The organism is Kaistella sp. CFF1-2 (genome assembly GCF_059509915.1).
The window spans coordinates 16547-39278 of record NZ_JCAKLF010000002.1 but is presented as its reverse complement, the minus strand read 5'-3'; the positions used below and the strand labels follow the sequence as shown (position 1 = coordinate 39278).

24 protein-coding genes and 1 tRNA gene are annotated in these 22732 nt (G+C 34.4%); 18 read left to right on the top strand and 7 right to left on the bottom strand.

The annotated features are described in order from the left end of the window. The 4 genes from AC5XHR_RS05320 to AC5XHR_RS05305 are packed head-to-tail and all read right to left on the bottom strand — an operon-like array spanning window position 1 to window position 3608. On the bottom strand, window positions 1–933 hold the full coding sequence (locus AC5XHR_RS05320) for a siderophore ABC transporter substrate-binding protein (RefSeq protein WP_495949750.1): 933 nt from the start codon (window positions 931–933) through the stop codon (window positions 1–3). Window positions 934–950: 17 nt separating this feature from the next. Continuing rightward, window positions 951–1712 (bottom strand): iron ABC transporter ATP-binding protein, encoded by a 762-nt coding sequence (locus AC5XHR_RS05315; protein WP_495949749.1) that lies wholly within the window; start codon window positions 1710–1712, stop codon window positions 951–953. Beyond that, a complete protein-coding gene (locus AC5XHR_RS05310; protein WP_495949748.1) occupies window positions 1709–2665 on the bottom strand; it encodes an iron chelate uptake ABC transporter family permease subunit in 957 nt (318 codons plus the stop codon). Before AC5XHR_RS05310 ends, AC5XHR_RS05315 begins: the two co-directional genes overlap by 4 nt. Before the next feature lies 1 nt (window position 2666). After that, window positions 2667–3608, bottom strand: a complete 942-nt coding sequence (locus AC5XHR_RS05305) for an ABC transporter permease (RefSeq protein ID WP_495949747.1) — start codon at window positions 3606–3608, stop codon at window positions 2667–2669. A 151-nt stretch (window positions 3609–3759) separates the two neighbouring features. Between AC5XHR_RS05305 and AC5XHR_RS05300 the strand changes: the two genes are divergently transcribed. The 4 genes from AC5XHR_RS05300 to AC5XHR_RS05285 are packed head-to-tail and all read left to right on the top strand — an operon-like array spanning window position 3760 to window position 8453. Then, entirely contained in the window at window positions 3760–4452 is a 693-nt protein-coding gene (locus tag AC5XHR_RS05300; protein ID WP_495949746.1) for an SMUG2 DNA glycosylase family protein, read from the top strand. Further along, the gene (locus tag AC5XHR_RS05295; protein ID WP_495949745.1) at window positions 4433–5005 is read left to right on the top strand and encodes a DUF3997 domain-containing protein; all 573 of its coding nucleotides are present in this window, start codon (window positions 4433–4435) and stop codon (window positions 5003–5005) included. The genes AC5XHR_RS05300 and AC5XHR_RS05295 overlap by 20 nt, the downstream gene beginning before the upstream one ends. Continuing rightward, window positions 4989–5756 carry a methyltransferase domain-containing protein gene (locus AC5XHR_RS05290; protein ID WP_495949744.1) on the top strand — a complete coding sequence of 256 codons (768 nt, stop codon included), beginning with the start codon at window positions 4989–4991 and terminating at the stop codon, window positions 5754–5756. Before AC5XHR_RS05295 ends, AC5XHR_RS05290 begins: the two co-directional genes overlap by 17 nt. Before the next feature lie 18 nt (window positions 5757–5774). Then, the gene (locus AC5XHR_RS05285; RefSeq protein WP_495949743.1) at window positions 5775–8453 is read left to right on the top strand and encodes a DEAD/DEAH box helicase family protein; all 2679 of its coding nucleotides are present in this window, start codon (window positions 5775–5777) and stop codon (window positions 8451–8453) included. 265 nt (window positions 8454–8718) lie between these two features. Here AC5XHR_RS05285 and AC5XHR_RS05280 read toward each other — a convergent pair whose 3' ends face one another. Next, entirely contained in the window at window positions 8719–10503 is a 1785-nt protein-coding gene (locus tag AC5XHR_RS05280; protein ID WP_495949742.1) for a tetratricopeptide repeat protein, read from the bottom strand. Between the two features lie 135 nt (window positions 10504–10638). Here AC5XHR_RS05280 and AC5XHR_RS05275 point away from each other — a divergent pair, with 135 nt between their 5' ends. The 7 genes from AC5XHR_RS05275 (at window position 10639) to AC5XHR_RS05245 (ending at window position 15427) form a co-directional block, all read left to right on the top strand. Continuing rightward, window positions 10639–11403: an enoyl-CoA hydratase/isomerase family protein gene (locus AC5XHR_RS05275; protein ID WP_495949741.1), complete on the top strand. Its 765-nt coding sequence runs from the start codon at window positions 10639–10641 to the stop codon at window positions 11401–11403. A 179-nt stretch (window positions 11404–11582) separates the two neighbouring features. Further along, entirely contained in the window at window positions 11583–12200 is a 618-nt protein-coding gene (locus AC5XHR_RS05270; protein WP_495949740.1) for a hypothetical protein, read from the top strand. Window positions 12201–12250: 50 nt separating this feature from the next. Further along, complete coding sequence (locus AC5XHR_RS05265; protein ID WP_495949739.1) at window positions 12251–12538, top strand: winged helix-turn-helix domain-containing protein; 288 nt, start codon at window positions 12251–12253, stop codon at window positions 12536–12538. 55 nt (window positions 12539–12593) lie between these two features. Continuing rightward, window positions 12594–12890 carry a hypothetical protein gene (locus AC5XHR_RS05260; RefSeq protein WP_495949738.1) on the top strand — a complete coding sequence of 99 codons (297 nt, stop codon included), beginning with the start codon at window positions 12594–12596 and terminating at the stop codon, window positions 12888–12890. 43 nt (window positions 12891–12933) lie between these two features. Continuing rightward, entirely contained in the window at window positions 12934–13419 is a 486-nt protein-coding gene (locus AC5XHR_RS05255; protein WP_495949737.1) for a Coq4 family protein, read from the top strand. Between the two features lie 12 nt (window positions 13420–13431). Continuing rightward, window positions 13432–14817, top strand: a complete 1386-nt coding sequence (locus AC5XHR_RS05250; protein ID WP_495949736.1) for a DUF4153 domain-containing protein — start codon at window positions 13432–13434, stop codon at window positions 14815–14817. 73 nt (window positions 14818–14890) lie between these two features. Next, window positions 14891–15427 (top strand): hypothetical protein, encoded by a 537-nt coding sequence (locus AC5XHR_RS05245; RefSeq protein ID WP_495949735.1) that lies wholly within the window; start codon window positions 14891–14893, stop codon window positions 15425–15427. Window positions 15428–15526: 99 nt separating this feature from the next. Here AC5XHR_RS05245 and dtd read toward each other — a convergent pair whose 3' ends face one another. After that, window positions 15527–15976, bottom strand: coding sequence for a D-aminoacyl-tRNA deacylase (gene dtd, locus AC5XHR_RS05240; RefSeq protein WP_495949734.1), 450 nt, complete (start codon window positions 15974–15976; stop codon window positions 15527–15529). 31 nt (window positions 15977–16007) lie between these two features. After that, a complete protein-coding gene (locus tag AC5XHR_RS05235) occupies window positions 16008–16367 on the bottom strand; it encodes a hypothetical protein (protein WP_495949733.1) in 360 nt (119 codons plus the stop codon). Between the two features lie 195 nt (window positions 16368–16562). Between AC5XHR_RS05235 and greA the strand changes: the two genes are divergently transcribed. The 7 genes from greA (at window position 16563) to AC5XHR_RS05200 (ending at window position 22535) form a co-directional block, all read left to right on the top strand. Continuing rightward, window positions 16563–17033: a transcription elongation factor GreA gene (greA, locus tag AC5XHR_RS05230; RefSeq protein WP_495949732.1), complete on the top strand. Its 471-nt coding sequence runs from the start codon at window positions 16563–16565 to the stop codon at window positions 17031–17033. 25 nt (window positions 17034–17058) lie between these two features. Further along, entirely contained in the window at window positions 17059–17448 is a 390-nt protein-coding gene (locus AC5XHR_RS05225; RefSeq protein ID WP_495949731.1) for an HIT family protein, read from the top strand. A 70-nt stretch (window positions 17449–17518) separates the two neighbouring features. Further along, window positions 17519–18682, top strand: a complete 1164-nt coding sequence (clpX, locus tag AC5XHR_RS05220; protein ID WP_495949730.1) for an ATP-dependent Clp protease ATP-binding subunit ClpX — start codon at window positions 17519–17521, stop codon at window positions 18680–18682. 95 nt (window positions 18683–18777) lie between these two features. After that, a complete protein-coding gene (locus AC5XHR_RS05215) occupies window positions 18778–20832 on the top strand; it encodes a T9SS type A sorting domain-containing protein (protein ID WP_495949729.1) in 2055 nt (684 codons plus the stop codon). An 11-nt stretch (window positions 20833–20843) separates the two neighbouring features. Next, complete coding sequence (locus AC5XHR_RS05210; RefSeq protein WP_495949728.1) at window positions 20844–21056, top strand: hypothetical protein; 213 nt, start codon at window positions 20844–20846, stop codon at window positions 21054–21056. A gap of 69 nt (window positions 21057–21125) precedes the next feature. Continuing rightward, window positions 21126–22418 (top strand): peroxiredoxin family protein, encoded by a 1293-nt coding sequence (locus tag AC5XHR_RS05205; RefSeq protein WP_495949727.1) that lies wholly within the window; start codon window positions 21126–21128, stop codon window positions 22416–22418. A 43-nt stretch (window positions 22419–22461) separates the two neighbouring features. Beyond that, window positions 22462–22535 (top strand) — tRNA-Met (locus AC5XHR_RS05200). Window positions 22536–22732: the final 197 nt, after the last annotated feature.

The following is a 22732-nucleotide window of genomic DNA, read 5'->3' as shown; positions in this document are numbered from 1 at the left end:
TTAATTTACTGTTTGTTGAACATCTTTAATCATTTGCTGTGTAGAAGCCGTTCCACCACCAGAAAGATACCAATATCCAGCATCCAAATAGGTGATTTTTCCATTTTTAAACGCATTGGTTTTTTGAATCATAACGTTTTCAATTTCGGATTTATTGGTCGGGATGCTTTCTACAGCTGCATTTCTATCAACAATAAAAATGTAATCCGGATTGGTTTTTAAAATTAGCTCATTAGAAACGGGTTGGCCGTGTGTTGCGACTTCCAAATCTTCAATCGCAGGTTTTACGCCCATAACATCGTGGATGAAGCCAAAACGTGATCCTTTCCCGTAAGCACTAAATTTCCCTTTGTTGTACAATAGAATTAATCCTTTTTTGTCGGATTTTGAAATTTCAGCATTCGATGTTTCGATTTCCTTTTTTAGCTGTGCTACTTTTGCATTTAATTCGTCTTCTTTTTTGAAAATCTGACCCAATGTTTTCATTTTAATTTCCAAGGCGCTCATGTAATCTTTATCGTACGTATTGAAATAGACTGTTGGCGCTATTTTGCTCAATTCTCCATAAACTGCTTGCTGACGGTTGGATACGAAGATTGCCTCGGGACCTAGCGCATTTATTTTTTCAAAATTAGGTTCTTGCATGGTACCGATATCAACAATATTAGGGTCTTCTGCGTATTTTTTCAGGTGACTCGGTAGGTTTTTCTTCGGTAAACCTGCTACTTTGATTCCCAATTCATCAAGGGTTTCTAGCGTTCCCATATCGAAAACAACTATTTTTTGTGGGTTTTCTACCAAACTTGTTTTACCAAGTTCGTGGGTAATTTCTATTTTTTCGCTTGATGCAGCGGTGTCGTTTTTCTTATCGCCGTTACATGCTGTAAAAGCCATTAAAATGAATGCGGAGATAATGTTGATACTTTTTTTCATAAGATTTATAGATTAAATTAAACTTTAAAATAATTGCAGAATTTTTTTCCGTCTTTTTCTATGATTTCAAACTCCAAATCGAAAATATTTTTAAGGATTTCTGGAGTAATAATGGTATGTGTTTCCCCAAAATGGGCTACTTTTTTGTCTTTCAAAGCGATAATGTAATCGGAATAAATGAACGCGAAATTCACTTCATGAATCACAATAATCACGGTTTTGTTGAGTTCCGTTACCAATCGTTGAAGCGTGTTCATAATCTGTACTGAAAGCTTCATGTCGAGGTTGTTCAGCGGTTCGTCTAGTAAAATGTAATCGGTGTCTTGTGCGATAACCATTGCTAAAAAAGCGCGCTGACGTTGGCCACCACTTAATTCATCCAAGTAAGCATCTTTAATTTCAGTCAAAGAACAGAAATCCAATGCTTGATTTATTTTTTCTTTATCGATTTCGTTCAATCGTCCTTGAGAATGCGGAAAACGTCCGAAAGCAACCAATTCTTCAATGGTTAATTTCAAATCCATTTGATTGCTTTGCTTTAAAATCGAAATTTTCTTAGCTAAATTTTTACTTTTAAATGAACTCAATTCCTGATCTTGAAGATAAATACGTCCATTATCGCGCTCCAAAAGTCTCGAAATAATAGATAAAAGCGTACTTTTTCCAGAACCATTGGCGCCAATAAGCGACGTGATTTTGCCTGTCGGAATTTCTACCGAAAGGTCTTCTAGGATGATTTTAGTTCCAAATTTTTTATGAAGATTTTCTACTTTAATCATTTCTTTTGAGTTGATTTTAAAATCAAATAAATAAAATACAAACCCCCAATAAAATTGATTACAATGCTCACCGTTGTTGAGAAATTGAAAAAATGCTCAACAAAAGTTTGCCCAATAAACAAGGCTACACACGCAATTGCGCTACAAATCCAAACGGTATATTGATGTTTGTAGGTTTTAAAAAGTTGATACGTAAGATTCGTTACCAAGATTCCTAGAAAGGTGAGCGGACCAACCAACGCGGTAGAAACGGATACCAAAATGGAAATGATGAGTAAATAAATCTGTATAAGTCGATTGTAATTAAGTCCTAAGTTAATCGCTTGTTCGCGTCCCAATGCGATAATGTTGAGGTATTTCAAATACGGTTGTCCTGCAATTAAAGTAATCACCGTAATAATTCCTGATACCAAAAGTAAATTGGAATTTATTTTATTGAAAGACGCAAAAATGTACGATTCTACCATGGAGAATTCATTAGGATCGATGATGATTTGTAGAAATTTGCCGAAGGTTTCAAAAAGAATTCCGAGAACCAATCCCGTTAATAGAAGATGATAGATATTATTTTTGCCTTTTTTGAAAAGGATGAAATACATTAAAAACGAAAACAAAAGCATGAAGAATAATGCAACGAAAAAGTTCTCCGTTGAGTTCAATACTTTAAAGGTTTTGTCCCCATAAATAAACACCAATACGGTTTGGAAGAGTATGAAAACCGCTTCGTAACCCATAATGGAAGGCGTTAAAATCTTGTTGTTTGTGATTGTTTGAAAAATTAATGAAGAATAACCAACACTAACGCCCACCAATACTATGGTTCCTAATCGTACTAATCGTTTGGGTAATACGTAATCAAAATTGCTTCCAGTATTGTACAACATGAAAAAAGTTGCCACCATCAACAAGACGCCTGCTAAAATCAGAATTCTATTTTTCAGTTCTTTACTCATACTACTTACGTTTAAAAATGAGATAAAAGAAGAAAATTCCACCTAAAATGCCCACTGTTAAGCCAATTGGAATTTCGTATGGATAAAGAATTAGCCTGCCCAGAATGTCGCAACACACGATGAAAATTGCACCGATCAAAGCGGTATAAGGGAGTGTTTTCTTAAGATTGTCCCCATAAATCATACTCACCATATTGGGAATAATCAACCCTAAAAAAGGGATTGCACCCACCGTCACCACGGTTACGCTTACCGTTAACGAAATGCAGAATAAACCAATACCCACAATCGCGTTGTAATTGAGACCAAGGTTTTTTGAAAAACTTTCGCCCATTCCCACAACCACAAACTCGTTTGCGTAGATGTAGGATAGAATTACCGCAGGAAGAATAAAATAAACGGCTTCGTAATTTCCTTCTAGAATTCCAGAAAAATCGCCTAACAACCAGCCTTGAACATTCTGGACAATATTATTTTTGTACGCAAAAAAGGTCGCAATAGCATTCAAAATACTTCCAAACATAATTCCTATTAGCGGAACTAAAATCACATTTTTAATTTGGATTTTTCGGACCATCGTTATAAAAATCATACTTGCCGCTAAAGTGAAAACTAAGGCAAAAAGTGTTTTTTCTAAAGCGCTTCCTAACGGAAACCAAAGGATACTAAAAAGGATTCCGATTTTCGCAGCATCTAAAGTTCCTGCTGTTGAGGGAGAAACGAATTTGTTTTGTGAAATTTGCTGCATGATAAATCCCGATATACTTAGCCCAACTCCCGTTAACACTAAAGCGATCGTTCTTGGAACCCTACTTTTGAAAAGGACGAAAAGTTCTTCCTCTGAAAATGAAATAACGTCTTGAAAGGAAATTTCCTTAGCGCCAACGAATAAGGATGCAATGCAGACGAGTAGTAAAAGTATGTATAGTAAAACCTTGTTCAATTTATTTAGAATAAATAAAAACAAAAATACGAAATTTATTCTAAAGACCTAATTTTAGGCTCTGAAAAGCTAGTTTTTAACCTTTATTTAGAATGCTGATTTTAGTTTATTTTTTTTGAAACTTGTATCTTGCTAAAGAAAAACGTCTTCTATGAGTTTGGCAGACCAAATAGTGAAATTCAATAAAAACTTAAAATACAACGGAAAGCTTCCCGAAGGTTTTGAGGTGTTAAATCCTTTTTTCGATAATCCCGAAACGATGATCGTTATGGAGAAGTTTTATCAAAAATTTTACAATGATACATATCAACGGAAATTCATTATTGGGATTAACCCAAGTCGAAAAGGAGCAGGCGTTACGGGCGTTCCATTTACTGATACAAAACGTTTGAAAACTGAATGTGGAATCGAAATGAAATTTGCTCACACGCACGAAATTTCGTCTGTATTTATGTATGATATGATTGCTGCTTTTGGTGGTGTTGAGAAGTTTTATTCCCAGTTTTACATCAATTCACCATTTCCGCTAGCAATTGTTAAACAGACAAAAAATGGAGATTTGAATGCTAATTACTACGATGATAAAACGCTTTTCGAAGATGTAAAACCTTTTATAATTGAATCTTTGAAGAAACATATTGCGCTTGGTTTGGATACTTCGGAGGTTTTTGTTTTAGGGAAGAAAAACGCCGATTTTCTAACCAAAATTAACAATGAAGAATCTTTTTTCGATAAAATGACCGTTTTGGAACATCCGCGCTACATTCAGCAGTACAAATCGAAGGAAAAAGATTTGTATATTGATAAATATATTTTAGCTCTCCATGGTAAAAAAAATACATAAGAATCTAGAGTACAAGAAAAACTGGTTTGTTTATCTTATTTTTCTGTTTATGAACTGTGTACCAGGTGGATACGGATTAGCGTATGAGGTGAAAATTTCTGATGGCTTTTACTTAACTGCATTAGATGCTGCGAAAGAATTAAAGCTCATCTATCGTGGAGATGATAATAAAGGTGGAGGAATTTTAGTTACTCAAACAGTTTATGCAATCGGATATGATGAAAATTTTATAATTTTAAAACAACATCCATGGCATAAGAATCAAATGGATACAACCATTACAAATTACTATATAGTTAATTTAATGGAAGTTAGGGGTGAGAAATTGAAATTCAAACCGGAAGTAGATACAGTTAATTATGCAAATGTAATTAAGACTAATAGTGGAAAAGACTCCATTGGAAAGATGAATACATCGATATTTACAACGAGATTTGAGCCTAAAGAACCTAAAAAGCTAACATTGAAAGAATTTGAAAAGGAAAGAACCAGATTAAAAGTATCAGATACCTTATCATTTTTCTTAAATTTCAAAAATGAAATGGAACCCTGAAATTTACAATCAATTTAAAGATATTCGTAATCAACCGTTTTTTGATTTAATGGCGATGATTTCTGACGAAAATTTAGAAAGCGCCGTTGACATCGGTTGCGGAACAGGTGAGCAAACTAAAATTTTGTCGGAACAATTCCCCAATACTAATTTTTTGGGAATTGATACTTCAAAAGAAATGTTAGCAAAATCGAAAGGATTTGAAAGTCCAAATCTGCATTTCGAAATCAAAAGTGTTGAGGATTTTATTCAAGAAGATTCAAAATATGATTTAATCTTTAGTAATGCGGCTTTGCAATGGTCGGATAATCATGAAGATTTATTTCCAGCGTTACTTTCGAAACTTTCTGAAAATGGACAATTTGCTGTTCAAATGCCGATGCAGTCTCAGAATGTTCTCAATCAACTTTTAGTTCAATTAGCTTCCGAACAACCTTTTAAAACTGAATTAAATGGATTTAATCGTATTTCGCCTTTATTGACAGTTGACGAATATGCTCAGATTTTATTCGATGCAGGTTTACAAAATTTGAACATTTCGGTTCGTGTTTATCCAATTATTGCAAAAGATGTGGAAACGTTATTTAATTTCATTTCGGGTTCGGCCTTAATTCCTTATTTCGAAAGATTGAATGATGAACAAAGAGATGTTTTTTCGCGAGAATTTAGAAAGAGAATTCAACAAATATTTAAAACTTTTCCGGCAATTTATTCATTCAAAAGATTGTTGATGTATGGGAGAAAAGCGTAGAAACAGTAATTTGTAGAAATGAAAAATTTCCCAGACGGAATTCAATTCAAATATCTTTGGCGTAAATACCAACATCAGTTTTTAGACGGTTTGGACGGTTATTTTACCGATCGTCATTTACACGTTGTCGCGCCTCCAGGTTCTGGAAAAACGGTGCTTGGACTAGAAATTATGCTTCGATTGAATGCCCCAACATTAATTGTCGCCCCAACGATTGCTATTCGAGAGCAATGGATTCAACGTTTATGCGAATTATTTTTGCAGCAAGATGAGGTGCCTGAATGGATTTCCACTTCGATTCGTGAGCCTAAATTCATGACGGTCGTTACTTACCAGGGGATTCACGCAGCCGTTTCGCTATCGAAAGATATGGAGGAGAGTGAAGAAGAGACGGAAGAAACGGTTTCTGATGAAAAAGTTAATTCCAAAGAGCTTTCGCAAGTTATTTCTAAACTCAAAAAAAATGGCGTCAAGACCATGATTTTGGATGAAGCGCATCATTTGAAAAAGGCGTGGTGGGCATCACTTACGGATATTAAAAACGAGCTTGATCCTGTTTTGGTCGCATTAACGGCGACGCCTCCTTATGATGTTTCTCCCTTAGAATGGCAGCGTTATATTTCGTTGAATGGTCCTGTGGATGCGGAAATTTCTGTTCCCGAATTGATGATTGAAGGCGATTTATGTCCGCATCAAGATTTGGTGCATATTTCCTTGCCATCGGTTGAAGAAAATGAAAAACTTGAAAAGATTCAACAACGTGCACAAAAGTATTGGAAAGAATTTATGGATGATGAGGCCGTTTTGGAGGCTTTAAAAAACTATTCGGTTTATCAAAATCCAAGTTTGTCGTTTGATTGGATTTATGAAAATATTTCATCCTATTCTTCGGGTTTGGTCTTTCTGAATTTCAAAAAAGTAGAAATTAATCCCATTCATTTTGAGATTTTGGGCGATTCGCAAAAGTTAATTCCTGAATTTAGTTTTTTCTGGTTGGAGGAGCTTTTGGATCTACTTTTATTTGTTGACCGAAAAAGTTTTTTCGAAATTGAATCGCATTTGGAGAATTGGGAAAACAAGCTTCGGCATGGCGGCTTTTTAGAACATAAAACGGTCAATTTTCTTCAAAACAAGACCGCTTCACAAATTTTAAATTCAAGTGTTGGGAAATTGAGTTCTATCTTGGAAATTGTTCAGTTGGAACATCAGCAATTACAGAGCGATTTACGAATGGTGATTTTAACAGATTACATTCGAAAGGATTTTCTCGATGCCAAGTTGGATCTATCGAAAATTGGAGCCGTTCCTATTTTTGAATTGCTTAGAAGAAATAATTCCAATCATTTTCTCGTTGGAATGCTTACTGGAAGTCTTGTTATTGTTCCGAAAAGTTTAGAATTTGATTTGAAGAATGTAAATTCGACAGCTGTTTTTGAGGTTGAAGATTTGGCTTATGACACGCGCTATTGTATTGTTAAGTTGAGTTCTCAAAATCGTTCCCAAATTGTTAAAACCATTACAGATTTGTTTCAGAAGGGTGGTTTAACGATTTTAGTGGGTACCAAATCACTTCTTGGTGAAGGTTGGGATGCACCGAAAATTAATTCTTTAATTCTTGCTTCAACCGTTGGGTCTTTTGTTTTGTCGAATCAAATGCGAGGTCGCGCCATTCGAATCGATAAAGATAACCCTAATAAATCGTCGAACATTTGGCATATAGCCACGTTTAATGAGCATTCGTTTGATGGTGGAAACGATTGGGTTACCTTGAATCGTAGATTTAAAACTTTTGTCGGAATATCCAACACGGACGCGCCTTTGATTCAGAATTCAATGGAACGTTTGGGGATTCCTGAAACTATTGAGAATACTGCGCAGATTGAAAATATAAATCAGGTCACAGAAAACTGGGCTACGAATCGTACCTCAATTAAAACTTGTTGGCAAGAAGCTTTGAAACATGGGAATACAATGGTTGAGGAAATCGTTCTTCCCACGGAAATTGGGAAAGAATATCAAGAGCGAAAGGTGGTCTATGCTGGGAAATCGGCGGCTCATTTTGCTATGATTTCGTTATCCACGCTGTTTGCTTTTGGTGGTGAATTGCTCTCTTCATTGATCAAGAATTTTTATAATCCAATGCTTTCGCAAACATTTTTGTTCGCCGGAGTTTGTGGGATTTTAGTATATGGAATTCGTTTTTTTAAGTCGTTTCGATTGTTCTTACGATATCGACATATTCAGTATCATATTTTAACGATCGGAAAAATTCTTTTGAAAACCTTAGTTTTTGAGCGAATTGCGAGAACGCCTTTGGATAATTTAACTGTGGTAACTTCATACTCGAAAGAAGGGGTGTTGGGTTGCCATCTTCATGGTGGAAACCAATACGAAAAATCTCAATTTATTCAGAATTTACAAGAGATCGTTTCGCCGATTGACAATCCAAGATATTTATTGGAAGAAAAATATGGTTTTTTGAGAAAGAGCAGTCGTTATTTTCAAGTTCCCGAAGCATTGGGTAAAAACAAAAAAACAGCAGCGTATTTTGCTACTGAATGGCAAGAGAAATTCGGAAAAACAAATTTGATATTTACCCGAACCATAGAAGGACGAAAAGTCTTACTAAAGCTTAGATTTAAAAATATTCTAAAATCGAATATTCAGATTAAACATTTGCATACGTGGACGCGTTAAAAATGAAATGAGAGTTTAAAAAAATCTATAAAAAAAAAGCGATCCGAATCCGAATCGCTTAATTTGATTTTGAAAAAACATTAAGCTTCCATGGTTATTAGTTTTTTTTAATGTTTATTCAATAAACTTTTTTTCATTTTTGTTGACACGAAATTGGGATTTTTTTTAGAATTTTGTTGAGTAGAATGCGTTACAAAAGCGTTACAAGTTGAAATGTATTGATTTTCAATAATTTGCGATTAATTATAAACTTTGTTATTTCTAATTAATCTTGGATTTTAACCAGATTAAAAGGGAAATCTTCCTCTTTTGCACCTGTTTTTTTGCGAATTCTGTGTTTTGTAACGCGCAAAGAAGCGGGGGAAACACCCAAAGCGGATGCAATTTCTGAATTATTTAAACCTAATTGGGCTAAACAAAGAAAGCGTAATTCGCTCTGAGTTAGTTCAGAATTTGTTTCTTTTAGGTCGGTAAGAAAATTGGGAAAAGCCTTTTCAAACTGCTTTTTGAACTCCATCCAATCTTCTGTGGTAAGGATGGTTGTTTCCTTGAGTTTGTTCAGTTTGGTAGTCGTGCTGTTTTCGGTTCCAATTGCTTCAATAATTTTTTGATTTCGCGCAAGTTTTTGTCGAAACTGTTCTAGTTGTAATTCTGCAATTTTAGATTCTTTTTGGCTGTCCTCAAGTTGTTTTTCAACTTGTAAACGCTGGTTCTCTGATAAACTGTATTTTAGTTTTTGTTTAAAGTAAAACATTCTGTAAGCCACTCCAATTCCTAATATTACGATGAAACATAGTAAAATCGTCATATTACGAATTGTATTTTGTCTTTTTATCGTGGCATCTGCTTTTCGGATGGAGTTTCGAAGGTTTTCTTGTTTCAGCTTTTCACTGATCGTACTGTAACGTCGGAAACTCAAATCTTTTTCAATTTCTGCCTTTTTAGCGTTGTATTGAACGTTAAATTTGTACGCGTTTTCAAACTGTTTTAAATCCCGATAACTTTCAGAAATTCCTAATAACGAGTTCGTAATATTGGGTTCATCGTTGACATGTTGCGAAAAATCGAGCGATTTTTTGTAATAATCTAAGGCATTTGCTGGGCGATTTTGTTTCGTTTCTATTTTCCCCAACAAATAATGCACTTTTGCAATGTCATTATCTAACCGATATTTCTCTGCTGTAATAAGGTTTTGTTCCAACAATTCTTTTGCTTTTGGATATTCCTTTTTCTCAATGGCTACTCGTGCAAGTCCACCCGCAGCTATTCCTTCCCAGATTTCTACAAATTGTTTGTCATACGCTGAAAATCGACCTTTGTATGTTGCATACTCTTTTTTGTATCTACTTAAAGTGGTCTTTAATAATGAATAATAATGCTCACTTTTCGAATAATTTCCAATTTGATAATAATTAGTCCCCAAAATATCCAAAAAGAAGCAGTAATAGTCTAAATAGTCTTTTGGTGAAGGAATGTGTTTTAGACCTTTTAACCCTTTTTGAATGCTCGCATTATATTCGTGTGCTAAATAATAGCCTAAACTTAAATTATAATAGCGGAAGAATAGTTTTGGAAAATATTGCGCACCAATTTTCTCCTGCATTTCCACGGTTTTGCTGATATAATAGAGCTTTTCATTAGGATCACCGAAACCTTGCTCATAGAAAAGTGAGTAGATTTCCGTTAATAATTGTTCGTCATTAAGAATTAATGCTGATTTTATCGACTCTTCCAGTTGTTTTTTTAGTTCTGGATCTAGTTTTTTTTGAAGGAACATTTCGGCATTTGATTCATAAAGAATGAAGCGTGATTGAAGACGAACATTCTTCTTGATTACCTTACTTTTTTTAATTTCTTCTTTGATCGCATTGTATTTCTTTGGATCGTAATTATTTGATAGATCATCTTGAGCTTTTAAAGCTTCAATGGTTTGCGTTTTATCGGAAATTGACCAAATATCAAGCAGCTGTTTTGCCGTTAGCTTTTGTGAAAAAGCACATGCAGAAATAATAAGGGAGACGAAAAGTAGAATCCGAGTATTGAGGTGCAAAATAGTTCTTATTTTAAGTTTCTAAAATTAGTCTTTTTGTTGAATTTAACAATAAATATGGTTTAGAAATGGAGTTTTTAAAGGGAATTACTGTAATTTTAGTATTTTTGGTCAAATCAATTTGAAAACCTTACTATGACAGATTTCGTTAAATCGGAGATAAAAAATAGCATTGCAGAAATTACGTTTGGAACCGCTAAAAGCAACTCGTTGCCAGGAGAAATATTAGAAAAATTAGCCCAGACTATTTTAAGTGAAGGTTCTAAGTCGGAAGTGAAGGCAATTTTATTGAAAAGTGAAGGCGAAAAAGCGTTTTGTGCGGGAGCTAGCTTTGATGAGTTGTTAGAAATTGAAGATTTAGAAACATCAAAGAAATTTTTTGGAGGTTTTGCGAAAGTTTTGAATGCCATGCGTACTTGTGGGAAAATTGTCGTTGTGCGTGTGCAGGGAAAAACGACTGGCGGAGGCGTTGGAATTGCGTGTGGAGCAGATTATTGCTTTGCAACTCAAGATTCGGCTTTGGCGTTAACCGAATTAAATTTAGGAATTGGTCCATTCGTAATCGGTCCCTATGTAGAACGCAAAATCGGGAAGTCTCAATTTGGGGCTATGGCTATTGATGCCGATTTTAGAAGTTCGGATTGGGCTGAACAGCATAATATTTACCATTCCGTTTCTAGTTCAATTGAGAAAATGGACGAGAAAATTGAAACGTTTTTGAAAACGCTTTCGGGACGAAGTGATGATGCTTTGGCTTTGATTAAACAAGTTTCTTGGGAGGGAACCGAACATTTTAATGATTTGATGCCTGCTCGTATTCATATGAGTGCGAGTTTGATTTTAGAAGATTCAGCGAAGCAAAATATTGCAAAAATTAAAGAACGTCTTCGAGCAAAATAGTTTTTTTTAATAATATTTGAGTTCGAGCGGTGGCTTTGCCACCGCTCGAACTTTTTTACAATCTTTTTTCTTCAATTACTCTCTAATTAAAACAGCTTCCTTAATTTTTTTCAAAAAATATAAAAAATTTTTTGTTTGATTGAAATCAATTTTTAACTTTGCAATTCAAAGTGCTTTTTATGAAAGATAAAAATTACCATGATGATCTGTCTCATATTCGTTCGATGATGGAACGAAGCAGCAGATTTCTTTCTCTTAGCGGCTTGTCTGGCGTTTTTGCGGGCATCACTGCGCTTGTTGGTTCTGCATACGCTTACTATCTGATGCAGAGGGAAGGGATTTCGTATTTTGATGGTCAACATATTCGTTTTACCAAAGAATTAATTACGGAATTGGTCATCACGGGTTTGGTGATCTTATTAGTTGCCATTACATTAGGTTACGTTTTTACAGTGCGAAAAAGCAAAAAGAACCAAGTTTCGATGTGGGATGCAACGACGAAGAAATTGTTAGTCGCTTTTGTGATTCCATTAATCACTGGTGGCTTGGTTTGTTTGGCGCTTCTTTATCATGATATGTTGGTTTTTGTTGCGCCAATGACTTTGATTTTTTATGGTTTAGCATTAGTTAGTGCGGAACGATACACCTTGTCGGATGTAAAATATTTGGGACTTTGTGAGATTTTGTTGGGGATACTTTCTTCATTCTTTCTAGGTTGGGGTTTTCTTGCCTGGATCGTTGGTTTCGGGGTTTTGCATATTGTTTACGGTCTTGTAATGCATAGAAAATATCATTAAAATTTTAGTAATTAATAGTTAATAGGAATAGAATAGAAGTTACGAATCTCATGAACATCCATCAATTGAATAAGGAATTTGAAAGTCGCGTTCGACTCGGCATTATGTCTGTGTTGATGGTAAATGATTGGGTGGATTTTAATGAAATGAAAAAGCTTTTAGAAGTTACAGACGGAAATTTGGCCAGTCATTCTTCTTCTTTAGAAAAATCAGGATTTATTGAGATCAAAAAAGAGTTTGTAGGAAAGAAACCCAAAACGTCGTATCGAGTAACTTTAGAAGGAAGAAAGGCTTTTGAAGACCATTTACAAGCTTTAGAAAAATTGTTGTCTCGTTAGACTCTTTTTTTTAAATTTTCACTTTGAAAAACAAAGTACTTTAAATAGAACAAATATGAAAACAAATTTTAAAAACACCCGATTGCTGATTTTGTTAGGGGCGGCTGGGAGTTTATTGCTAATTCCATTAGTAGCGATGCAGTTTACAAACGAAGTTTCTTGGTCAGCATTTGATTTTGCCATCGCTTCGATTATCCTTTTAGGAACAATAATTCCAGTAGAAATGGTTTTGCGACCCGTTACGAAAAAATCACAACGAATTTGGATGATTTGTGTACTAACTATCCTTTTACTTTTGGTTTGGGCAGAATTGGCTGTCGGAATATTCGGAAGCCCTTTCGCTGGTTCTTAATTAGTGAATATGTAGTTGATTTATAAGTTATTAATACGATTTTATGAAAAATTTTCGAGTACAATTTTTACTGTTCATGTATCAGATTTCCCAAAAGAATTACCGTCGTTTTTTTAAACGTAAAAAGCGAAAGTGGGTTTTTACCGAAGAACAATTGCTTCAATTTAAGGAGGATTCTTTGGGACGAACGTTGGGCGAATTCTACAAAGAACACGGCTTTAGAATGATTCTGCAGATGGAAAACCATGATGTCTATCATTTGATTTCCGAGTACAGCACCAATATGATTGACGAGATTTCTATGCAGTATTTACTTTTTGGAAATGGAAAAAAGTCGGCGTACTTGTTAGGAGTTTTAATTTTAGGAACTTTGGTTTTTCCTGAACATCTAAAAACGTATTGCAAGGCCTATGAAAAGGGAAAAAATATGCGTCGATTTTATCATTTGGATTTTGAAAGTTTACTGCAACAAAATTTTCATCAATTGAAGGATTTTATTCATCAAAAATCAACTCCCGTTTTATTTTAAAACTCAGAAATTATGAAAAAGTATCAGATTATTTTGCTTGCAACTTTATTCTTTGTGGTCATTTTTTATGATGAATATTTTGCACTCAACTTCGGGCTTTTTGGCTTGTTTAATGCGGTTTTCGCATGGTATTTGGCGCCTGAAAAAAATAAAACAAGATTGTTTATTACACTGTTTGTTTGTGCAATTTTGTCCAGTTTCGCCTTTATTTGGTTTAATGATGGACCTTCATTTATCGCGATTATTTCTTCACTTTTACTCTTGAATTTGAAAGCGAAAGCGCGAAATCTAAAACCTCTAATGGTTATTCCCATCGCTGTAACCAATGCGTGCACGTTTATTTGCCGAGTTTTCGATTTTGATAAATGGCTTCCCAAGTCTAATGAAGGGAAATCTTGGCAACAAATGATCGCCGTTATTTTAATTCCGTTTGTGTTCTTAAGTTTGTTTTTCGTGATTTATACGTACGGAAGCGATCATTTTGCAAACCTTTTTGTGGATTGGGAATGGAATTTTAATTTCATACATTTCTTTGCATTACTCATTTTGGGTTTCTTTTTGGCATTCAATTATTGGAATTTCGTTGTATTACGTTCGATTTATGAAAGCAACAGATATTTGAACAACGATTTTGATGCAAAACGCATTTCGAACAAGCCGAGTTTTTCTTTTCTAAGTCTAGATTTCGAACGTTTAAGCGGCGTTGTTACGTTTTTCGCACTTTCTATTTTATTGGTGATTTTTATTTTCACATTCAATTATGAACAATTTGGTGAGCGGATAAATGATTCCACCTTGTCCGAAGAAACACATGAACGTGTTGCTGCGGTGATTATGAGTATTGCAATGGCAATTGTGGTGATCATGTTTTATTTTAAATCTGGATTTAACTTTGATTCAAATGCTAAATTATTAAAGATTGCCGCTTATGTTTGGATTGTGTTGAACGCAATTTTGGTTCTCTCCACGATGGTTAAAAACACAGAATATGTGTATCATTTTGGATTAACCTATAAAAGATTGGGCGTTTACGCATTCCTTACACTGAGTTTATTGGGATTGGTTTTCACATGGTACAAGATTTCTGCAAAAAAGACGAACGTATTCTTATTTAATACAATGATTTGGTCGGTTTACGGGATGATTTTGGTTTGCAGTTGGCTTAATTGGGGTGGGATTATCACGCAATACAACTTGAAACAATCTCATTTTGATTTAAACTACCTTCTAAATGAAGTTCATCTCAACGAGAAAGATTTACTAGATTATGCACAACAGTATGATAATAAATCATTAGAAAACGAAGTCGTACACAAAATTAAGAGCAAGCAAAGAAGCCAATTTTTGTCAAAGGTTTTATACTACGAAACCGTTCGATTTCAAGAACATTCTGAGTAAGAATTTGTAAAAATCTTGGTTTGGTGCAGGTTTTGTATTGTTTTTGCAATTATTCTAAAAAAACGTTGCCTATATGAAAAAACTTTTGTTACTTCTGCCCTTAATTATTGTAGCTTGTAAAGAGGATAAAATAACCACAGAATCGTCATCTAAAGATTCGTTACAAATTACGGAAGACTCGATGAATACAATGGTTGTTGATTCAGTAGCTTTACGAGATTCACTAATTAATAATGCACCGAAAACAAAAGAAGTTTTGAAAAATGGTGTCATGAGAAGCAATGAAGATGGTGAAATTGTGAGAGATTTGGATGCAAGCATGCTTCCGATAAAAGTAGGAGAAGAGTTTTCATCTGAGAATCAAAGATTAGTTTTGAATATTACTAATTTCGCGGGAAAAGCGATTAACGTAAAAGTAAATCCGGAGAAACCCACAATGAATATTCGAGTTAATCAAATTATTCTTCCAAACGGCGAACAAGATGGACCTTTTGGTAGGGAAGTGCAAGAATATCATGTTTCCGAAAAGGGAAAAGTTCAGATAATTATTGCAAAAAGTAATATGGCATCGGGCGACGCAAAAGGCCATTTTACAGTAAACATTGAATAATCACTTTCTTAGAAAGTTTTTATAACTAGTTTAACTAATTTTTGGGGAATTATTAATTAAACTAAAAATGAGACTCTACGGAGTCTCATTTATTTTTTTCTATGCTTTGGTTTTCGAGTCCATGACTATCGTTGCGGGGCCATCATTGACCAAAGAAACTTTCATATCTGCACCGAAAATTCCACTTTCAATAGGTGTTCCTGATTTTCCTAATTCTGTTTTGAAATAATCAAATAAAGGAATGGCTTTATCAGGTTTGGCCGCTTTAATAAAGGAAGGACGATTTCCCTTTTTGTAATCTGCAATCAATGTAAACTGGCTAATACAAAGAATTTCACCTTTACTTTCTTGGATGGAAAGATTGAGTTTTCCATCTTCATCGCCAAAAATTCGAAGATTTAATATTTTTTGAGCAAGCCAATCTGCATCTTCTTTTTCATCATCTTCCTGAATGCCAACAAGTAGCATGAATCCACTTTTAATTTGGCCAACACTATTTCCGTCTACTTTAACATGGGCTTCAGAAACCCTTTGTATAACTACTTTCATGTAGGTAATTTACATTTTTATTTTGAACTATTTAATTATAAATCGCTAAAATTTGAGATCCAGAATCGTAATTGGTAAAATAGGTTTTAGGGGCAATTTTCGCAACTTTTGTTGGTTGCCCTGTCAATAAAATCCATTCTGAATTATCGGCTTTGCACGTTATTTTAATATCTTCAGTAACCTCCAATGTTGTGTTTGCTCCAGGGCAAATGTGAGGCGCATTTCGATCATATACTTTAAAACCATTGGACGTTCGTACGACAATTAAACCTCGAGTTCCAGAACCTTGCTCATTAACGTATATCCATCCTCCGGTGTATTGCAATTTTTGATACGCAGGAAGTTTAAGGTCTAGTTGAACGCTAATTCCTGTCTTAGGAAAGCAGTCCACGGTTTGTTCTCTTTCTGAGCATGAAAAAACAATGGTTAAAAGGCTGAAAGTAAGGAATATTGTGAAAAACTTCGAAAGAATCTTGTGTCGCATATGAAAATTATTTTATATCTTTGTGTTACTAATTCACAAACAGAAACATTGTCCGGCAAATGTCGGATTATTTTTTTATACTAACGTTAAAACTCAAAAATTATGGCAACGTATGTTACAAATGAGGGCCTCGAAAAAATGAAGGCCGAACTCGAGTTGTTGGAAACCATAGAAAGACCAAAAATTACGCAGCAAATTGCAGAAGCGAGAGATAAAGGTGATCTTTCGGAAAATGCGGAATATGATGCTGCCAAAGAGGCTCAAGGGATGCTAGAAATGAAAATTTCTAAATTGAAAGACGCAATTGCTTCTTCTAAAGTGATAGACGAGTCTCAATTGGATACATCCAAAGTTTCGATTTTAATGACGGTGCGTCTTAAAAATAAAACAACCAATCAAGAACAAAAATTTACGCTTGTTCCTGATAACGAAAGCGATCTGAAAACAGGAAAAATTTCTGTAAACACACCTATTGCTAAAGGGCTTTTAGGGAAAACTGTTGGAGAAGTAGCTGACGTTGTTTTGCCAAATGGAAACAAACTTTCATTTGAAGTTTTAGAAATTTCGCTTTAAATTTGTTCCTTTAAAATCAAGAAAAATGAGCTCTATATTCACAAAGATTGTCAACGGAGAAATTCCAGCGTATAAAGTAGCAGAAAATGATCAGTTTTTATCATTTTTGGATGCGATGCCTTTAGTAGAAGGGCATACTTTAGTGATTCCTAAAAAGGAAGTAGATCTTATTTTTGATATTGATTCTGAAGAATATAAAGAGTTGTGGGCATTTGCACAGCAAGTCGCTCAAAAAATGAAAAGAGCATATCCCGATAAAAGAATAGCAGTGGCCGTGGTCGGACTAGAAGTTCCGCATGCGCATATTCATTTAATTCCAATTTCAAAAATGGAGGATATGAATTTTAGAAATGAACGATTGAAGTTCAGTCAAGAAGAATACAATCAAGTTCTTGAAAAAATTAAAAATGCTTAAATAGACTTTGTCAAGGTAATTTACTTTGACAAAGTTTTTTTATACCTAATATAAAAAGAGACAATACTATATGAATCCTAACCAATGTTCGTTTTGTGGTAGAAATAGAAATGAAGTACAAATGCTGGTTTCTGGGCAAAATGGGTTTATTTGCGAAAATTGTATCGAGCAAGCACATGCTATTGTAAAAGATAACGGAACAGGATCGGTTACTGGAGGACCAGCAGCAAATCTTGAAGAATTAAAAAAACCAAAGGAAATTAAAACCTTCCTAGATCAATATGTTATTGGTCAAGATCAAGCGAAGAAGCAATTATCTATTGCTGTTTATAACCATTACAAACGGTTGTTGCACTCGGAAGATGAAAACCGTGAGGTAGAAATCGAAAAGTCTAATATCATCATGATTGGTGAGACGGGAACAGGAAAAACGTTATTAGCAAAAACCATTGCTCGAGAATTAAATGTTCCTTTTTGCATTGTTGATGCAACAATTCTTACCGAAGCTGGTTATGTTGGGGAAGATGTAGAAAGTATTCTTTCACGTTTATTGATGGTGGCGGATTATGATGTTCAAAAAGCAGAAAGAGGTATCGTTTTTATTGATGAGATCGACAAAATCGCAAGGAAATCGGATAACCCAAGTATTACACGTGATGTTTCAGGAGAAGGTGTTCAGCAAGGTTTGTTGAAACTTTTGGAGGGAAGTATTGTGAATGTTCCGCCTCAAGGTGGAAGAAAGCATCCAGATCAAAAATACATTCAAGTCAATACACAAAATATTTTGTTCATCGCAGGTGGCGCTTTTGATGGGATGAAAGACATTATCGAAAGACGTCTAAACAAACAAGCAATTGGATTTAGCGCTGATAAACTAAATAAAGTAGATAAGGAAGATGATATTTTAAGTCAGATTAACGCGTTGGATTTGAAACGTTTTGGTTTAATTCCTGAATTATTGGGACGTTTTCCGATTATTACTTATTTGGATAAGCTAACTAAAGAGACCATGATGCGAATTATGACGGAGCCGAAAAACTCTATCGTCAATCAATTTGTTGAGTTGTTTAAAATGGATGGAATTAATTTGAGTTTTTCTAAAAAAGCAATTGAGAGCATCGTAGAAGAGACAATGGAGAAGGGATTGGGAGCGCGTGGCCTTCGTGGTACAACAGAAAAGCGATTGGAAGATTATATGTTTAATATTGGTGATCAGAAAGATATCCAATTATAAATGTTCGTAATACATGAAATTAAATTTGTAATTAAGGAAAATAATTATAAATTTACAACTTAAATAGTTTTGTTTAAAACACAAATAATATACACATGAAAAAAAATTTATTAACTGTAGGTTTACTATTGTTGGCATTTTCTGCGCACGCGCAAGTGCTAACCTATGTGGGCGATGGAGCTAAATTCTATGTGTCCAGCGGGGCATTAGTTTATAGTGGAGGTGATATGGCTGTGAATTCAGCTGTCGCACAAACGGTTGAGAATAAAGGTAATATTATAATCGTAGGAGATTATAAAAAAGGAACAACTGTTGCAAATGCAGCTACTGATGGGCAGGAGTTTCTTAATGTTTATACTTCTCAAAATGACTATGGACAAGTAATTATCCAAAATACAGCTAGTGCTACTGACGCTAGAATGACAGTACAAAGACCAGCTGCACCATCTACATATTACAATGGATCTTTCCCAATTAGTTTTCCCTATAAAGATGCTGCGACTTATTTGATGAAGTCTTTTGGTAAAAATGAAAGTGATTTTATTGGTACTTGTGCATTAAATGCGAATTGTGGACCTAATTTCTACAATATGTCTTTGCATAAATGGAATAATAGTAAAGTTCATAACGATCCAATTCAAGTTGGAGTGCCAATTGTAGCTGGAGACTATTACTTGCTAAATCTTAGAAAAGGAGATATGCAGTCTGTCATGACTGGTATCGTTGGTTATAAAGGTATGCCCTCTCCTGGTGCTTATGTAGCAAAGGGTAAATCGGTGATTGCTAATTTTACTGAGGCTCAGTTCTCTGATTTCACATATGATCAATGGAAAACTAAAGTAAACCCCTATAATGAGGAATACCAATCCTATATGGGTAGAATTTCTTCAACAAGTAAAGTTACAGGAAAGAATGTATATCGTTTTGGAAATCCGTATACATCCAATCTTGATTTAAGTGCTTATGATGGTGCAAATGCATGGTTGAAAATTATGAATGCAGGAGGATCTCGAACCATTAAAGGAGCTACGGATGCGCAAATGATTAAAGACCTTTATGTATCTAAGAGAACTCAAGCTTACGATGTGATTTGGAATCCGTCAACAGGTAGTACTAGTGCTAATGCAGATTATGTTAAAGCAATGTACAATGGTACTACATGGGTTGGTAGCCCTGAAGCTCTATTAATTAGACCTTTTGAAACATTTAATTTGAATTTCGCTCAAGTTAATCCAACTACTTTAGGTGGTACAAGGATTGTTGACGTTGAAGTCTCTTTTAATGATAACCATAAAACATTTGAATATGCTCCAGGAATTACACCTGTAACTGGAACAATACCTTATGGTAGTAAAATGGTTTCTAATTCCGTATCGACTGATTCAAAGAGTGCAAAGACAACGAGTGCACCAGTTTCTAATTTTGATGGGTTTTATCAAGCAGAAATTTTCTTGACAGAAAATAATACTATTATTGAGCAGCCAGTTTATTTAGTTGGAACGAATTATGAGAAAGAATCGGCGACGGAAGGTGTGTCAAGTAGAAAATTATTTGTATTTGGAAATTCAAACGGACAAGTAGTATCAACAAGCCAGAAAGACTTCAATACTTTTAATTCAATTGATTATATAGCAAAACCTTTAGGAGTAGGATTTAAAGATTTGAAAATTGGTTCTACTTATGAATTGAAATTCAATTTATATGAAGGTTCAATTTTTAACAGAGTTAAGAATTTGAGCGATGCTAAGTTTTATATTTTTGATGCTGCAACGAATAAAAGTGAAATTGTAAGTGCGGATAAATCCTATGCTTTCACTATTAATTCAGATGCGGATTTACAAAATGTAAATAATCGTTTTGTTATGTTTTGGCAAAATGTACCGGATAGTACATTAGGTCAAGAAAATGTTGATCTAAATAATGGAAAAACTATAGTATACAGAGATAGTGACCTTAGAAAGGTGAAATTCGAAAAAGTATCTAATAAGGCAAGTCTTGAAGTATATGATATGAGTGGTAGATTGTTGAACTCTGCTACGAATGTATCTACAAGTACGGATTATGTGCTACCTTTAACGAGTCAAGGTGTCTTTGTTGTAAAGGTTACATATGACAATGGAGAGGTTAGAACTTTAAAAACAACTAAATAACACAAAGTAAGATGAAAAATAAAATTAAATTTATATTAGGTGTTCTAATTGCTTTTTTTTCGTATTTGCCTATTTCAGCTCAATTTGAAGGAGGGGATCCGCCACCACCAGAAGACTTAGGTAGTCAGGCATCTCCAATCGATGGTTATTTAATAGCTCTGATTGTAGTTGCAATTTCAATGGTCGTTTATTTCGTTAGAAAAAAACAATCAAAAGTTGCGTAATCAAGTATTAAGATATAAATTGCAAACTCACTGCTAAGCAGTGAGTTTCTTTTTTTTAAAACTAATTATATGAAAAATAAAAATTTTCTATTGATGCCGTTGTTGTTTGCTTCAATTGGTATTTCTGCTCAATTTAATGTTACAGCGAAGGTTTCGGGAGGTTCTGTCGGAAATGAGGCGTATTTATATTCTTTAGATGGATCAAAAGACATATTGGTGTCAAAACTAAATGTTATAGGAGATTCATTTAAATATAAAGTTCCGAATCGTTATGTGGGAATGATGAAGCTCTTTTTCCCTAAAACGAATTACGCTATTAATTTCATTTCAGAAAACAAAGATGTCAATTTGGATGTTAAAGTTTCTGGAGATAAAGTAAGCGAAATCGTGTATAACGATGCTAGTAACCGACTAATGAACGATGTTCAGGATAAAGAACGTAAGAAACAATATATTCTTCCAGCTTTATATCAAATCATGGAGTATTATAAACCTTCAGATGTGTTTTATGCGGCAATGGAAAAAGAGGTTAAAGGATTATCAGATGCGAAAACGACAATTAATTCTGAACAAAATCCTTTTGTTTCATACTACGTAACAAATTACGGAAAGTATGTTGAAGAATCTGCTAATTCTGCGGTTTCTGATCAGGATTTAATTAAGTTTATTTCAAATTCGAACGAACTTTTGGAAACTTCTTCCTTACTAAGACCTGTTTTATTGCGCTATTTGAATACAAAGGATGCGGAAAACAACGATGCTAAAGTTGACAAATTACTGACGGCAGTTAATGTTGAAACATCGAGAGGACAAACTGTTTTATCTGAATTTATCGATATTTTTGATGTATACTCTATGAATACGTTAAAGGAGAAGTATCTTAATCAAGCGAAGAATTTAAAGTGTGAAATTAATTCTAGATTAACGAGCACGATTCAAACTAACGAAAGTGTTAATGTAGGAGCTGTATTTGCAAACTCTAATCTTGACCATGCAATTAATACGACAGCTAAGTCATTACATGATTTAAAAGCGGCTAAGAAAGTAATTGTTTTTTGGTCATCCACGTGTTCGCATTGCGAGACGGATTTACCCAACTTTATTCCGGTGTACCAAAAATTGAAAGCAGCTAATATCGAAATTGTAGGTTTTTCCTTAGATTCAGAGCAGTCGGCTTATCAAAATAAAGCGAAAAATTATCCTTGGATCAGCAGCTCTGAGTTGAAAGGCTGGTACAGCAGTTATGTGGATAAATACAACGTACACGCTACTCCAAGCTATTTTGTTTTGGATGCGAATAACAAAATAATTGCGAAGCCTAATATGTCTAAAGATGTTTTAGAATTTTTAGGTGTAAAATAATTTGGTGGTAAAAAGATATTTTCTATATTTGCACCACCAAAACGGCGAGGTAGCTCAGATGGTTAGAGCGCAGGATTCATAACCCTGAGGTCACGGGTTCAATTCCCGTCTTCGCTACAAGAAACCCTTTCAAATCGAAAGGGTTTTTTTATGTTTTAAACTGAAACTTGCTGTTTTGGTAATTAATATTTGCGATTATATAAATTGTAGGTAATATTTTTCAATTGCTCCTGCTATTTCAAACTTAAAAATATTTTCAATTATGAGAAAATGCTTGTAAATGAAACACTTGATATTTGATTCCGTGGAATAAT

Excerpts from the sequence above, each read along its gene's own strand:
- AC5XHR_RS05255 (WP_495949737.1), top strand. The coding sequence starts at position 12,934 with ATGAAAAATTTTCGAGTACAATTTTTACTGTTCATGTATCAGATTTCC.
- AC5XHR_RS05215 (WP_495949729.1), top strand. The coding sequence starts at position 18,778 with ATGAAAAAAAATTTATTAACTGTAGGTTTACTATTGTTGGCATTTTCT.
- AC5XHR_RS05290 (WP_495949744.1), top strand. The coding sequence starts at position 4,989 with ATGAAATGGAACCCTGAAATTTACAATCAATTTAAAGATATTCGTAAT.
- AC5XHR_RS05310 (WP_495949748.1), bottom strand. The coding sequence starts at position 2,665 with ATGAGTAAAGAACTGAAAAATAGAATTCTGATTTTAGCAGGCGTCTTG.
- AC5XHR_RS05300 (WP_495949746.1), top strand. The coding sequence starts at position 3,760 with ATGAGTTTGGCAGACCAAATAGTGAAATTCAATAAAAACTTAAAATAC.
- AC5XHR_RS05260 (WP_495949738.1), top strand. The coding sequence starts at position 12,594 with ATGAAAACAAATTTTAAAAACACCCGATTGCTGATTTTGTTAGGGGCG.
- AC5XHR_RS05210 (WP_495949728.1), top strand. The coding sequence starts at position 20,844 with ATGAAAAATAAAATTAAATTTATATTAGGTGTTCTAATTGCTTTTTTT.
- clpX (WP_495949730.1), top strand. The coding sequence starts at position 17,519 with ATGAATCCTAACCAATGTTCGTTTTGTGGTAGAAATAGAAATGAAGTA.
- greA (WP_495949732.1), top strand. The coding sequence starts at position 16,563 with ATGGCAACGTATGTTACAAATGAGGGCCTCGAAAAAATGAAGGCCGAA.
- AC5XHR_RS05295 (WP_495949745.1), top strand. The coding sequence starts at position 4,433 with ATGGTAAAAAAAATACATAAGAATCTAGAGTACAAGAAAAACTGGTTT.
- AC5XHR_RS05320 (WP_495949750.1), bottom strand. The coding sequence starts at position 933 with ATGAAAAAAAGTATCAACATTATCTCCGCATTCATTTTAATGGCTTTT.
- AC5XHR_RS05245 (WP_495949735.1), top strand. The coding sequence starts at position 14,891 with ATGAAAAAACTTTTGTTACTTCTGCCCTTAATTATTGTAGCTTGTAAA.
- AC5XHR_RS05270 (WP_495949740.1), top strand. The coding sequence starts at position 11,583 with ATGAAAGATAAAAATTACCATGATGATCTGTCTCATATTCGTTCGATG.
- AC5XHR_RS05275 (WP_495949741.1), top strand. The coding sequence starts at position 10,639 with ATGACAGATTTCGTTAAATCGGAGATAAAAAATAGCATTGCAGAAATT.
- dtd (WP_495949734.1), bottom strand. The coding sequence starts at position 15,976 with ATGAAAGTAGTTATACAAAGGGTTTCTGAAGCCCATGTTAAAGTAGAC.
- AC5XHR_RS05265 (WP_495949739.1), top strand. The coding sequence starts at position 12,251 with ATGAACATCCATCAATTGAATAAGGAATTTGAAAGTCGCGTTCGACTC.
- AC5XHR_RS05250 (WP_495949736.1), top strand. The coding sequence starts at position 13,432 with ATGAAAAAGTATCAGATTATTTTGCTTGCAACTTTATTCTTTGTGGTC.
- AC5XHR_RS05285 (WP_495949743.1), top strand. The coding sequence starts at position 5,775 with ATGAAAAATTTCCCAGACGGAATTCAATTCAAATATCTTTGGCGTAAA.
- AC5XHR_RS05315 (WP_495949749.1), bottom strand. The coding sequence starts at position 1,712 with ATGATTAAAGTAGAAAATCTTCATAAAAAATTTGGAACTAAAATCATC.
- AC5XHR_RS05205 (WP_495949727.1), top strand. The coding sequence starts at position 21,126 with ATGAAAAATAAAAATTTTCTATTGATGCCGTTGTTGTTTGCTTCAATT.
- AC5XHR_RS05225 (WP_495949731.1), top strand. The coding sequence starts at position 17,059 with ATGAGCTCTATATTCACAAAGATTGTCAACGGAGAAATTCCAGCGTAT.